The 12,742-nt window shown below is 39.9% G+C and carries 13 protein-coding genes; 6 read left to right on the top strand and 7 right to left on the bottom strand.

Annotated features, from left to right (window positions below; translation table 11 throughout):
• Nucleotides 1-18 precede the first annotated feature (18 nt).
• The 3 genes from dapA to ligA are packed head-to-tail and all read right to left on the bottom strand — an operon-like array spanning nt 19 to nt 3,439.
• Nucleotides 19-912, bottom strand: a complete 894-nt coding sequence (gene dapA, locus ABJD64_RS11545; RefSeq protein WP_348178876.1) for a 4-hydroxy-tetrahydrodipicolinate synthase — start codon at nt 910-912, stop codon at nt 19-21.
• On the bottom strand, nt 905-1,423 hold the full coding sequence (locus ABJD64_RS11550; RefSeq protein WP_348178878.1) for a hypothetical protein: 519 nt from the start codon (nt 1,421-1,423) through the stop codon (nt 905-907). Before ABJD64_RS11550 ends, dapA begins: the two co-directional genes overlap by 8 nt.
• A 6-nt stretch (nt 1,424-1,429) precedes the next feature.
• Nucleotides 1,430-3,439 (bottom strand): NAD-dependent DNA ligase LigA, encoded by a 2,010-nt coding sequence (ligA, locus tag ABJD64_RS11555; protein ID WP_348178880.1) that lies wholly within the window; start codon nt 3,437-3,439, stop codon nt 1,430-1,432.
• 280 nt (nt 3,440-3,719) lie between these two features.
• Between ligA and der the strand changes: the two genes are divergently transcribed.
• Together der and ABJD64_RS11565 are read left to right on the top strand one after the other, a co-directional pair.
• Entirely contained in the window at nt 3,720-5,036 is a 1,317-nt protein-coding gene (gene der, locus ABJD64_RS11560; protein ID WP_348178882.1) for a ribosome biogenesis GTPase Der, read from the top strand.
• 2 nt (nt 5,037-5,038) lie between these two features.
• On the top strand, nt 5,039-5,653 hold the full coding sequence (locus ABJD64_RS11565; RefSeq protein ID WP_348178884.1) for a SprT-like domain-containing protein: 615 nt from the start codon (nt 5,039-5,041) through the stop codon (nt 5,651-5,653).
• Here ABJD64_RS11565 and ABJD64_RS11570 read toward each other — a convergent pair.
• Together ABJD64_RS11570 and ABJD64_RS11575 are read right to left on the bottom strand one after the other, a co-directional pair.
• Nucleotides 5,650-6,666 carry an agmatinase family protein gene (locus ABJD64_RS11570; RefSeq protein ID WP_348178886.1) on the bottom strand — a complete coding sequence of 339 codons (1,017 nt, stop codon included), beginning with the start codon at nt 6,664-6,666 and terminating at the stop codon, nt 5,650-5,652. The genes ABJD64_RS11565 and ABJD64_RS11570 overlap by 4 nt on opposite strands.
• A 2-nt stretch (nt 6,667-6,668) precedes the next feature.
• Nucleotides 6,669-7,172 (bottom strand): histidine phosphatase family protein, encoded by a 504-nt coding sequence (locus tag ABJD64_RS11575; protein ID WP_348178888.1) that lies wholly within the window; start codon nt 7,170-7,172, stop codon nt 6,669-6,671.
• Between the two features lie 115 nt (nt 7,173-7,287).
• Between ABJD64_RS11575 and topA the strand changes: the two genes are divergently transcribed.
• A complete protein-coding gene (gene topA / locus ABJD64_RS11580) occupies nt 7,288-9,804 on the top strand; it encodes a type I DNA topoisomerase (RefSeq protein ID WP_348178890.1) in 2,517 nt (838 codons plus the stop codon).
• Nucleotides 9,805-9,809: 5 nt separating this feature from the next.
• On the opposite strand, the gene ABJD64_RS11585 is transcribed toward topA, so the two are convergent.
• A complete protein-coding gene (locus ABJD64_RS11585) occupies nt 9,810-10,454 on the bottom strand; it encodes a Crp/Fnr family transcriptional regulator (protein ID WP_348178892.1) in 645 nt (214 codons plus the stop codon).
• Between the two features lie 153 nt (nt 10,455-10,607).
• Between ABJD64_RS11585 and ABJD64_RS11590 the strand changes: the two genes are divergently transcribed.
• Genes ABJD64_RS11590 through ABJD64_RS11600 form a run of 3 tightly spaced genes read left to right on the top strand, consistent with a single transcriptional unit; the run spans nt 10,608 to nt 12,224 of the window.
• Complete coding sequence (locus tag ABJD64_RS11590) at nt 10,608-11,138, top strand: CopD family protein (RefSeq protein ID WP_348178894.1); 531 nt, start codon at nt 10,608-10,610, stop codon at nt 11,136-11,138.
• Nucleotides 11,131-11,793 (top strand): SCO family protein, encoded by a 663-nt coding sequence (locus ABJD64_RS11595; RefSeq protein ID WP_348178896.1) that lies wholly within the window; start codon nt 11,131-11,133, stop codon nt 11,791-11,793. Before ABJD64_RS11590 ends, ABJD64_RS11595 begins: the two co-directional genes overlap by 8 nt.
• A gap of 44 nt (nt 11,794-11,837) precedes the next feature.
• Nucleotides 11,838-12,224, top strand: coding sequence for a cytochrome c (locus tag ABJD64_RS11600; protein WP_348178898.1), 387 nt, complete (start codon nt 11,838-11,840; stop codon nt 12,222-12,224).
• On the opposite strand, the gene ABJD64_RS11605 is transcribed toward ABJD64_RS11600, so the two are convergent.
• Nucleotides 12,221-12,655 carry a hypothetical protein gene (locus ABJD64_RS11605; RefSeq protein WP_348178900.1) on the bottom strand — a complete coding sequence of 145 codons (435 nt, stop codon included), beginning with the start codon at nt 12,653-12,655 and terminating at the stop codon, nt 12,221-12,223. The genes ABJD64_RS11600 and ABJD64_RS11605 overlap by 4 nt on opposite strands.
• Between the last annotated feature and the right edge of the window lie 87 nt (nt 12,656-12,742).

Below are 12,742 nucleotides of genomic sequence, written 5' to 3' on the forward strand. Positions count from 1 at the left end.
AGACACAAGAAGGAGTGATTATATCACTCCTTTTTTTGTGCTCAATAATTTGTACTCCTCATGAATGCTACTTCCCAGCTCCCTGGTTGCCTCCACCAAGGGTAACCTCAGCTTTCCATTTCCGATTCCGATTTGCTGCAGTAAGGCCTTTATTCCGGTCGGATTGCCTTCAGAAAATATCAACCCTAGCATTTCTTCCATATCGTTGGCTATTATTTTTGCCTGAGTATAATCTCCCTTTAAAGCGGAGTTAACCAAGTCAGAAGTCTGATTTGGTAATGCGTTCGCAATCACTGAAATTACACCGTGTCCACCACACTTAATGAAGGGAAGGATCAAATCATCGTCTCCTGAGGTTAATAGAAAATCATCTGGCATTTTCCGAGCAATTTCTTCCGCCTGAATAACCGTATTCCCAGAGGCCTCTTTAATACCGATGATATTTGGATGCTGTGCAAGAGCGACAACAGTCTTTGCATTCATATTGCATGCCGTTCTCTTTGGCACATTATACAGAATGATTGGTTTGGATGCAGCGTCCGCTATGGCCTCATAGTGCAACTGCAACCCACGCTGAGAGGGTTTGTTGTAATAAGGACAAACCACTAAAAAAGCATCAACTTCATCTTCAAAGCTTTTGAATTTGGCTACCAGGCCTCGTGTATCATTACCTCCTAATCCATAAACAACTGGCAAATTCTTTTTGTTTTTTGACTTCACAAACCGAAGTATTTCCAATTTTTCTTCACCTGATAGCGTTGGAGATTCTGCTGTTGTACCCATGACCACCAAGAAATCTATTCCACCATCACTTACGTGGTTTATCAACTCCTCAAGTGATCCATAATCTACACTTAAATCATTGTTAAACGGTGTAACCAAAGCCACTCCTGTCCCTTTAAATTTATCCATTTCTTACATTTGTTAAATAGTGATAGACCTCACCTAAATACGATTCATACTTATCATCACTTGGGCTAATCATCAATTCAAAATATTGACTTTTTCCTTCTTCGTATCTACCTACTCGGCATTTGGCCTTTGATCCTGCCAATATATTTTGGGTGTATTTGTTTTGGTTCCAGTCGAGGCTCACCAGAAAGTCAAACGGTTCTTTCCTAAACTGCTCAACAGTATCTTTTGACCAATTACCTTTTGTATTTAAATCCTTTTCATTGAAATAGGCATAACCTGGATTTTCTAGCTTGGCTGCCACTGGAACAAATGTCATTGTGCTAACAACCTTTCGATCTGACTCAAACTTGCTAATCAAATTTTCAAGCATTTCACTAGATCTTCCATCATCCAAGCTATAAAGTAGCCCAATTTTTTTGGCTTCTTTATAGGCATCAGACACACGTATAGCATCATTGCGTTTTAGCGCAAGCGCCGTTTTTATTTTCACTAAAAATTTACCTATCATCTTGGGTCATTTAATCATTTCTTCAAATTGTGATTCGGAAATGATATTAAGGTTTAGTTTTTCGGCCTTTTCCAATTTTGCTGGTCCCATTTTATCTCCTGCAACCAAATAATCAAGTTTGGCTGAAATTGAACTCACAACTTTACCGCCATGGTCTTTGATAATATTTTTCAACTCATCTCGCCCGTATTTTTCGAACACTCCAGAGATTACAAATGTTTTCCCTGCTAGGGCATCGCTACTGGTCTGGTATTTACTTTCATCTACTTCAAAGTTGAGTCCAGCAGATTTAAGCTTGCCTACCAATTCTTGGTTTTCAGCTTTAGAAAAGTATAGTATAAGACTCTCAGCAATTCGATCTCCGATCTCTGGTACTGCAATTAGCGATTCGAAATCCGCAGTCATAAGCGAATCCATATTTTTGAAGTGAATCGCCAACTTTTCAGCTACAGTTTTACCTACAAACCGAATACCCATACCAAAAAGTACCTGCTCAAAAGGTGCCTGTTTAGATGCTTCAATACCTTTGAGTAGATTTCGAACACTCAAGTCCTGGAAGCCTTCAATACCAATAATATCCTCATATCTCAATTCATATAAGTCTGAAATATTATTAAGCAACCCTTTTTCATGCAGTACTTTTATGGTCTGCTCCCCCATCGAGTCAATATCTAACGCCTTACGGTGAATAAAGTGCTCAATTCTTCCTTTGATCTGAGGTGGGCATCCATCCACGTTTGGACAGTAATGATTGGCCTCTCCTTCGAAGCGCACCAAGGTGGTTTCACATTCCGGACACTTGTCTATGTATTGAAATGCCAAAGAGTCTGCTGGCCGTGATTCAATTTCAACACCAGTGATTTTAGGAATTATCTCTCCTCCTTTTTCAACCTGTACCAAGTCTCCAATACGGACACCAAGTCTTTCAATCTCATTTGCATTGTGTAACGATGCACGTTTCACAGTAGTGCCAGCTAGCAAAACAGGTTCTAACTCTGCTACGGGTGTAACTGCTCCCGTACGGCCGACCTGATAGGTCACACCGTTTAACCTGGTAGCCGCACTTTCAGCTTTGTATTTATAAGCAATCGCCCAACGAGGACTTTTCGCTGTAAAACCCAAATCGTTTTGCTGCTTGAGGCTATCTACTTTGATAACAATGCCATCTGTCTCAACAGACAGTTCTTTTCTTTTTTCTTCCCACTCTTCTATATAACTCAGAACCTCATCAATATTCTTGCACTTTTGATAAGTCGGAGAAACATTAAACCCCCATCGTTCTAGTGCGGCAATAGCATCGGAATGAGTGGTGACCAAATTCTGATTCGTCATCAGGCTATATAAATAACAATCTAGTTTTCTAGAAGCTACTACACTTGAATCCTGCATTTTTAGTGTCCCCGAGGCCGTGTTTCTCGGATTTGCAAGCGGTTCTTCCCCATCAGCTATTTTTTGTTTATTTAAATCTTCAAAAACCGCATCGGGCATATACACCTCTCCACGAACCTCAAAACTCTCTGGACAATCCTTATCATTCAAACTTAAAGGTATGGAACGGATAGTTTTTGCGTTTGCCGTGATGTTGTCACCTTTAGTTCCATCACCTCTGGTTACTGCACGTGTCAGTTGACCATTGTCGTATGTCAGGCTGATAGCCACACCATCAAATTTCAGCTCACAGAAATAAGCATAACTTTGGTCTTCAAGACCTTTACATACGCGTCCATCAAAGTCCCTCAGATCTTCGGCTGAATAGGTATTGGCCAAAGAAAGCATGGGATATTTATGCACAACGGTTTCAAAATTCTTTGTAATTGCACCTCCTACACGTTGAGATGGAGAATCTGACTTTTTTAGGCCTGGAAAATCACTTTCAATTTGAATAAGGCGCTCCAATAGCTGATCAAAATCGTAATCAGATATCTCAGAAACACTGTCCTGATAATATCTCTGATTATGATGATTAATCTGCTTGCTGAGCGATGCTATTTCGTTTTTTGCCTCTTCTTCTGACATAAATTTTCACAATTGCGAGAGGACAAATCTATAAAGACTTTGGCTTTTCAAATCGAGTTCTGTTGAATTATCAACAGCTATTTTAAAATATTAACTCAATCGATAAAAATTGTTAGAAAGAGAAATGGGGATAGGAAGCATCAGGACAATAAAATGAAAATTTAGACTGACTATACGGACCTTTGATATTTTGAATTTTGAGTACTCAACTTTGAACTTTAATCTTACCTCTTGTTGCTTATAATGTCTAAATTTGCCCCTTCAAAAAAATCAAATCGCTTTGTCGAATATATTAGCAATTACAGGCCGTCCTAATGTAGGAAAATCAACACTTTTCAATCGATTAGTGGAAAGAAAAAAAGCGATCATGGATGACGAAAGCGGCGTGACCCGTGACCGCCATTATGGATTTGGCCAATGGAATGGGAAGTACTTCACGGTAATTGATACTGGTGGATATGTGATGGGATCTGATGACATCTTTGAGGAAGCTATTCGGGATCAGGTAAAGCTTGCTTTGGACGAGGCAAGTGTCATATTGTTTATGGTAGATTGTCATGATGGCCTGACGGATATGGATAAAGATTTTGCTAACATACTCCGCGAGTTAAAGAAGCCTGTGTTTGTCGTTGCCAACAAAGCTGACAATCCGGACTTAACATTGATGTCAGCCGAATTTTATGGACTAGGACTTGAAAGCGATATACATGTCATCGCGTCAACGAGCGGCTCAGGCACCGGAGATTTATTGGATGCTGTGGTTGAACATTTTGAGGATAGTGATTTGGAGAATCCAGAAGAAGGCATTCCTAGAATTTCGATTTTGGGAAGACCTAATGCAGGCAAGTCTTCCTTTCTCAATGTGTTATTGGGTACGGATCGATCGATTGTAACCGACATTGCCGGAACCACCAGAGACGCAATACATACGAGATATAAGCTATTTGGGAAAGATTTCATTTTGACAGACACGGCTGGAATCAGAAAAAAGGCTAAAGTAAAAGAGGACATTGAATTTTATTCTGTGCTTCGAGCTATCCAATCCTTGCAGGACAGCGATGTCTGTATGATAATGGTCGATGCCGAACGAGGTTTCGAAGCTCAAGACATGAGCATTATTGCCCTGGCGGACAAGTACAAGAAGGGGATCATGATCATGGTTAACAAATGGGACTTGATCGAAAACAAAGACAACAAGACTGTTGATAAATTCAGAAAAGAGATTCTGGAGAAACTAGGCAACCCACTTTCTTACATACCAATCATTTTCACATCGGTCACACAAAAACAAAGAATTTTTCAAGCGATTGAAATGGCTATTGAAGTCTTTGAGAATAGAAGCAGAAGGATCACTACCTCTGAGCTCAACGATGCTATCCTTGCTGAGATTGAACACTATCCACCTCCAGCACTCAAAGGCAAGCATATCAAAATTAAATATGTAACCCAGCTGCCCACACGAACGCCATCTTTTGCTTTCTTCTGCAACTTGCCACAATACATCAAAGAGCCCTACGAACGTTTTTTGACTAACAAATTGCGTTCTCATTTTGATTTCCGCGGTGTCCCAATCAAAATTTACTTTAGACAGAAATAAGATTGTCGAAGGCTAATCATCGTCGATTATTTGAAAATCATCTTCCGGAAAAGGCAGTGGATTATTGCTACTCGCTGTGGAGTGAGTTGGGATTTAATTTTAGAATTACTCGTAAGAGGCAATCTAAATATGGAGACTACCGGTATGATCCTGCAACAAAATCACATACGATATCAGTGAATCATGATTTGAATCGATTTGCCTTTCTGGTGACATATATTCATGAAGTCGCTCACCTCTTTACTTTTGAAAAACATAAACGAAATGTGTCACCACATGGACAAGAATGGAAATTGGAATTTAAGAAATTGATGTTGCCAATGTTGAGAGAAGACATTTTCCCCATGGATGTGCTTAGTCCATTGGCTCAACACATGAAAAATCCCAAGGCAACAAGCACATCAGATAAATCTCTGTTTGTTGCCTTGCGCAATCATGACGAAAACAAAAGTGGTCTATTACTAAAAGAAGTAGAAGCCGGCGGCAAGTTCCTATTCAACAAAAAAGTGTATCGTAAGATAGAAGTCCGAAGGACAAGAAGTCTTTGTGAGTTAACCAGTAATCAAAAAAAATATCTCATCTCTGAAACGGCTCCGGTACAGGTTTTTAAGAATTAAACAACACCACAAAGTGCGTACAAAACTCTTGCACCTACATTTGCATTCCACTCTTTGTCATTGGTCTGAGGTGCTACTTCACAAAGATCGAATCCAATAATTTGCCTGCCTGAGTCCTTTATTTGATTGATTAAATAAATGGCTTCGTTGTATTCCAAACCTCCTGGAACCGGCGTACCTGTGCCAGGGCAGAGATGAGGATTAAGCCCGTCGATGTCAAAGCTGATATATACTTTTTGTGGAAGTGCTGAAATCATTTGATCACATAATGTCTTCCAGGGTATCCCCATATATTGTTGCTGTTTTAAATCCTGATCATAAAACACTTCAATGCGCTCATCGGTACTGGCAAAAACAACCTCCGCCTCACTGAAATCCCTGATACCTACCTGAATTAGTTTGGAGATCGAAGAGATTTTAAGGGCATTATACATGATTGAAGCATGGGAATGTTCAAACCCTTCATATGCCTCTCGCAGATCCATATGTGCATCAATTTGCAATATACCAAAATCATCATGCCGTTGTGCCAATGCTTCTAAATAGCCCAGCGGACAGCTATGATCACCGCCCAATAAACCAATCGTTTTACCGATCTTTATATAAGACTGTACTAGCGCCTCTATACGGTTTTTTAATTCACTGGTACTGGCATTTACCTGATCAATGATCTGGTTACTGTCCGGATGTTCTTTACCCTGTTCGAGCTTCTCAATATAAGATTCAACATCCTTTCTTAGGTGATTGCTTTTGGCTCGAAGTCCCTGATCAATCGGAGCCATCCAAATGCCGCGCTTCCAGGGAGCTTTTTTTCCAACTACTTCTAAATCTAACTGAGCACTCGCATCCAAAATGGCTTGAGGACCATCAGCGGTACCTGCAGAGTAAGATACAGTCGCATCCCAAGGCACCGGTAGTATTACTACCTTAGACTCTTCCTCATCAAAAGGCAATCCGAATATGGAGCCTTTTACGCCGACGGCATTAGGATCATAATTCGACGCTATGGACATAATTATTTATTCTGAACAGGACGAATTGGTTTGTGGTATTTTACCAGGTCCATGTTATTCTGAGAGATTTCAGCCCATGCCCCACTAAATTTTAGGTGGACCAAGCCAGCAGGCGACACGTTGCCTATGACGGCACCGCTCACATATTCTGCCAGATAGGTTATTGCCGGATTATGGGCTACAATGACGACGATATTATTTTTTTCTTCAAGTTCATTAATCACTCGAAGCAAGATTCGCGTGGATGACTCATAAAGATCATCCAGAAAATCAATATTCACGGGGTCATAACCCACTTGCTCTGTGATCAATGCGGTAGTTGTTCTCGTTCTGACAGCTGTGCTCGACAAGATCAAATCTGGCGTTCCCAGCAATTCTGCCATTGTCTTCCCCAATTTGGACGCATCGATCTCACCATCTGAAGTTAGTGGCCTTTCGACATCCTTGATATCAAAATTTGTTGAATCAGCTTCAGCGTGCCTTACAAGATAAAGTTCTTTGTTCATGTGATGTAATACCTCTTACAATTGAGCAATTTATTTAGAAATCTAAATTTCGTATTTGCTAAAATCAATTTTTTTTAGTCATCTTTGGCGTTTTCACGAATTAATTTAGAATTCTATGTCTAAGAATTTGGTTATTGTAGAGTCGCCCGCCAAGGCAAAAACGATCGAGGGGTATTTGGGTAAGGACTACAAAGTGGCATCTAGCTACGGTCATGTACGGGATTTGCAAAAAGGCAACAATGCGATCGACATAGAAAATGGGTTCCAACCGACGTATGAAATCTCAAAGGATAAAAAAGATGTCATACGAGATTTAAAGAAATTAGCTAAAGGCGCCGAGACCATCTACCTAGCAAGTGATGATGACCGTGAAGGAGAAGCCATTTCCTGGCATTTACAGGAAGCATTAAAATTGGACAAATCCAAAACAAAAAGGATTGTATTCCACGAAATCACAAAAAATGCCATTAGTAAGGCAATCAATAATCCACGTACCTTAAATGTAGACTTAGTCAATGCCCAACAGGCAAGGAGAGTTTTGGATCGATTAGTGGGATTTGAACTTTCCCCCATTCTTTGGAAAAAAATAAAAACCGGTCTTTCTGCCGGCCGTGTACAATCCGTGGCCGTACGATTAGTTGTTGACAGAGAAAGGGAAATAGACGGACATACAGCTGTTTCTTCTTTCAAAATAACGGCTGAGTTTTCTTTGGAAAAAGGGAAAGTACTTAACGCTGAACTACCTTCGAAGTTTAAAACTAAAGAAGAGGCAGAATCATTTATCAAAGATTGTGTTGGAGCTTCATATGACATTCGGAATCTAGAGAAGAAACCTGGCAAAAAATCTCCAGCTCCTCCATTCACCACTTCAACTCTGCAACAAGAAGCAAGTAGGAAGTTGGGGTTTTCAGTAGCCCGAACTATGAGCGTGGCACAAAAATTATATGAAGCTGGAAAGATTTCTTATATGAGGACCGACTCCTTGAATCTTTCTGACGAGGCAATAACCGCCGCAAAAAATGAAATTAGCAGCAGCTATGGTGACAATTTCGTAAAAACAAGGAAGTATAAAACCAAGAACGCCTCAGCCCAAGAAGCACATGAGGCTATCCGTCCGACCAATTTCTCTCATAGAACAGCGGGAAATGACGACAGCGAAGTACGTCTTTATGAATTAATCTGGAAACGCGCCATAGCCTCACAAATGGCTGAAGCTGAAATTGAAAAAACCGTAGCTTCCATTGGCATCTCGACAAGAAAAGAAAATCTGGTAGCAACTGGTGAAGTGGTGAAGTTTGAAGGATTCTTAAAGGTCTACACAGAATCTACAGACGATGAAAACGGAGAATCTGAAAGCAAAGGTATGCTACCCCCAATTGAAATTGGTCAGGCATTAGCTCTTGGCGAAATGAAAGCCAGGGAAGGCTTCAGTCGACACGCCGCCAGGTATACAGAAGCCAGTCTGGTGAAAAAGCTTGAAGAAATGGGGATTGGAAGGCCTTCTACATATGCACCGACAATTTCAACCATACAAAAAAGAGAATATGTCGTAAAAGAAGCACGTGACGGACATGAAAGAAAATATGCTGAGATCATTCTCAAAAATGATCAGGTGACTACCCATAGCATGACAGAAATTACCGGTGCGGAAAAAAACAAACTTTTCCCTACTAACATCGCCATGATCGTCAACGATTTTCTTGTAGACTATTTTCCAAATGTGATTGACTACTCCTTTACGGCTAATGTAGAAAAGGAGTTTGACGAAATAGCGCATGGTCAAAAAACATGGAATACCATGATCGAATCCTTTTATGGAGGATTTCATAAGACTGTAGAAACAACAGAGCAAGTAGAGAGATCTGAGATTGGTAAAGTACGTGAGTTGGGCGATGATCCAGCAACAGGAAAACCCATCATTGCCCGAATGGGAAAATTTGGTGCTATGGTGCAAATGGGTGAAACCAGTGAGGATGAAGAGGCCGAAAAACCAAAATACGCAAGTCTTAGAAAGGGTCAGTTTTTGGACAACATCACTTTAGAAGATGCGCTTGAATTATTCAAATTGCCACGTGATGTTGGCGAATACGAGGATAAGGTTATTAGTATAGCGATCGGAAGATTTGGTCCTTATATCAAACATGACGATAAATTTATCTCTATAGGAAAAGACGAAGATCCTATGACTTTAAGTTTGGATCGTGCAATTGAATTGATAAAAGCAAAGCAAGAAGCAGATGCTCCTGTTGCTTTTTATGAAGAGCTTCCGGTTCAAAAAGGCGTTGGGCGATTTGGACCTTTTATTAAGTGGAACAACATGTTCATTAATGTAAACAAAAGATATGACTTTGATCACCTTACGGAAGGTGACATAGTTGAACTCATAAAGGAAAAAATTCAAAAAGAAATTGACAAAGTCATCCACAACTGGGAAGATGAAGGTATTGTAGTAGAAAAAGCGCGATGGGGAAGGTCAGTTATTAAAAAAGGAAGAGTAAAAATCGAACTTCCTAAAACAGTCGATGCAGCTGAATTAAGCTTAGATGAAGTGCAAGCGATAATTGAGAAGAACGCACCTGCCAAGAAGAAAAAAACAACCACTAAAAAAGCTACGAAGACTAAAAAGAAATAGGTTTGCTAAACCAGCAAATCCACATCTCTGATTAATATTCTTCTTCTATCGAAGTTTATGATATTCTTCTCCTTGAGTTGATTCAAGGTTGTTGTTACGGTTTGTCTCGACGTGCCTGTCAGGTTTGCAATATCCTTGTGTGTGAAATTATTCTGAATCAAGGTTTCAAAGCCTACTTTTTGACCACTTTCAGCCGCCAGTTCTTTGAGAAACTCTATTATCCTTGTGCGAGAATCTTTGGATGTAATAGACTCAATACGCTTATCAAGCTTTTCTATCCTTCTTCCCATCAGGCTAAGAACACGAGAAAACAAGGAATGATTTGTCTTTGCGGCATCCAGCAATTCTCGAACTACCATTACCCTCAACATCGTATCATTAGAAAGCACGCGGGCATATTCTGTTCTCCTCTGCTCCTCGACCAAAGCCATTTCTCCAAATATGCTTCCTTCGCTCAGAATTGATTTCACCACCTCATCTCCGGATTCGTCTTCTTTGGCCAATTTCACACTTCCCTTCTCTATAAAGTATATCAAATCTGAAGGTTCGTTTACCTTAAAAACATAATCATCCTTTCGGTAAGTGATTTGACTGGAAGAAAGAATTCTCTCTCCGTATTCTAAAAGTATATCTGATCCATTGTTCTTCATATCCTCGAGGTATTATTATTTTGACCAACTAATAACATTAACACCCAAGTTGCCAATTACCACTACTGCTTTGTATGGGAGAAATTTTCATAAATCCTGACAAGGTGTTGAGATTATGGATAGCGCATTTATATTTGCCGCATATCTAAGGCAATGACTTACTTATATCTGAAGTCCATTCATATCATTTTTGTAGTCACCTGGTTCGCGGGGTTATTCTATATGGTTAGGCTGTTTATATACACTACCGAAGCCCAGCATAAAAGCGAACCCGACAGATCAGTTCTTCTTGAGCAATTATTGCTCATGCAAAGAAGGCTATGGAATATTATTTCATGGCCGTCAGCAATCACAACAATGATCGTGGGAACCTGGTTGGCAATTGAAAGTAGCTTCTGGACTCAAGCGTGGTTTCATCTAAAACTGATGTTTGTTGTAGGCCTTTTTCTATATCATCTACTTTGTCACCAATTACATTTGCAGATGAAGAATGGGACCTTTAGATACAACTCGACTCAACTTCGAATTTGGAACGAGGTGGCAACACTATTTCTTTTTGCCATTGTGTTTATAGTAGTTCTGAAAAGTGCGCTCAGTTGGGTTTGGGGAGTAGGTGGACTTATCCTAATTGGTATTCTTTTGATGCTCGGTATTAAGATTTATAAAAAATTTAGAAATGATTAAAACTACAATTCAAGCCTACACGGTTGTTTGCCTCTTTTTTTTTTCCATATCATGCAATCAACCATATGGCAAGAATGAACTTCCTGTCATGGGAAGGAAAAAAATTGTCGAGAAAGAAGTCGAAGGCAGAATGGTGATCGATACTTTGGATCATATGATTGCTGATTTTGCCTTTTACAACCAGGATAGCGTGTTGATTACCAATGACACATTCAAAGGTCAAATTTATGTATCAGACTTTTTCTTCACCTCCTGCCCTACTATTTGCCCCAAAATGAAAAAACAAATGCTGAGAATTTATGAAAAGTTCGAGGACAATCAGCACGTTGCAATCCTTTCTCATTCTATTGACCCGAAACATGACAATGTTCAAGTCTTGCATGAATATGCCCAAGCATTGGGGGTTAAAAGTTCGAAATGGCACTTTGTAACTGGCGATGAAGACGCCATCTACAACCTAGGCGAAAAAAGCTACATGGTTACTGCTGGAGAGGATTCTGAAGCTCCGGGAGGATACATCCATAGTGGAGCATTTTTATTGGTTGATGATCAAAGAAGAATACGAGGAGTGTATGACGGTACAATAGAAGAGCAGGTAGATATTCTCCTTTCGGATATTAATGTTTTGCTGCAAGAATTGACGAACAAGAAATGATCATCATACGGGTTGTTTCAATCTTAAGCTTGAGTTGTCTACTTGTGAGCTGCAAACAGGACAAAAACCAATACACAGGACAAGAAGCCATTAAATACAATCAATACTTGTTTCAAGGAGAGCAGCTATACTTTTCTCGCTGCCTGAACTGCCATCAAAACGATGGTTCAGGATTGGGCAAGCTTATTCCTCCACTTACCACTGATTTCCTAAAGATCAAGAAACAAACAGCTATCTGTATAGTCAAACATGGACTGGAAGGCCCCATTCAAATAAATGGAATAAATTATGATAGGACAATGCCCAGTAACCCTCGATTAACTCCATTGGAAATCGCTGAACTCATGACTTATATCAGCAATTCTTGGGGCAATGAATATGGGATGGTGACTATTCAAGAAGTGGAAGAAGCACTTAAGGACTGCAACTAGTTACCTTCTGATAAATATTTTTTTGCCTCCGCCTCTGAATTGATCATATCCTCTTTTACCTTCTGAATTTGTCGCCGCTGCTCTGTTAGGTATTGTATAACCTCTCCGTGCGGAGTCCCTTCTTCAGCTTGTTCAAACTGACGCATCCATTCCATCATTCCTTCATTGGCATCCTTAAGTTTTTTAGACAATTCTCTCATTTCATTAACTTGAGTTCCATTGTCTGACAACGTATCCAGGGCCAGCGAATCTGCATTTTGTGAAAGCTGACCGGCCAACGCCCTTAAGCTTCCCATCTTTGGCATTACTTCGTCATGCAACAACATTACTTCATCAAATAATGCTTTTTGTTCCTCTTTTTCTGAACTGCAGGCGCACATAATTACAAAAGAAATGGCAAGAAGCGAGTTGGTTATTGACTGTATTGACATGGGAAAATGGCTTATAGTTAAGTAGATTATAAAAGAACCATAGATTGTTCTTCACTTCACAAATGTATTCATTCTATCCAATCTAAG

It is taken from the genome of Reichenbachiella sp. (genome assembly GCF_039944555.1).
Taxonomy (GTDB): domain Bacteria; phylum Bacteroidota; class Bacteroidia; order Cytophagales; family Cyclobacteriaceae; genus Reichenbachiella.

What these genes read in the sequence shown, in the direction of transcription:
- ABJD64_RS11605 (WP_348178900.1), bottom strand. Translation starts at nt 12,655, where the DNA reads ATGTCAATACAGTCAATAACCAACTCGCTTCTTGCCATTTCTTTTGTA.
- ABJD64_RS11585 (WP_348178892.1), bottom strand. Translation starts at nt 10,454, where the DNA reads ATGAAGAACAATGGATCAGATATACTTTTAGAATACGGAGAGAGAATT.
- ABJD64_RS11590 (WP_348178894.1), top strand. Translation starts at nt 10,608, where the DNA reads ATGACTTACTTATATCTGAAGTCCATTCATATCATTTTTGTAGTCACC.
- ABJD64_RS11550 (WP_348178878.1), bottom strand. Translation starts at nt 1,423, where the DNA reads ATGATAGGTAAATTTTTAGTGAAAATAAAAACGGCGCTTGCGCTAAAA.
- ABJD64_RS11595 (WP_348178896.1), top strand. Translation starts at nt 11,131, where the DNA reads ATGATTAAAACTACAATTCAAGCCTACACGGTTGTTTGCCTCTTTTTT.
- ABJD64_RS11575 (WP_348178888.1), bottom strand. Translation starts at nt 7,172, where the DNA reads ATGAACAAAGAACTTTATCTTGTAAGGCACGCTGAAGCTGATTCAACA.
- ligA (WP_348178880.1), bottom strand. Translation starts at nt 3,439, where the DNA reads ATGTCAGAAGAAGAGGCAAAAAACGAAATAGCATCGCTCAGCAAGCAG.
- dapA (WP_348178876.1), bottom strand. Translation starts at nt 912, where the DNA reads ATGGATAAATTTAAAGGGACAGGAGTGGCTTTGGTTACACCGTTTAAC.
- topA (WP_348178890.1), top strand. Translation starts at nt 7,288, where the DNA reads ATGTCTAAGAATTTGGTTATTGTAGAGTCGCCCGCCAAGGCAAAAACG.
- ABJD64_RS11570 (WP_348178886.1), bottom strand. Translation starts at nt 6,666, where the DNA reads ATGTCCATAGCGTCGAATTATGATCCTAATGCCGTCGGCGTAAAAGGC.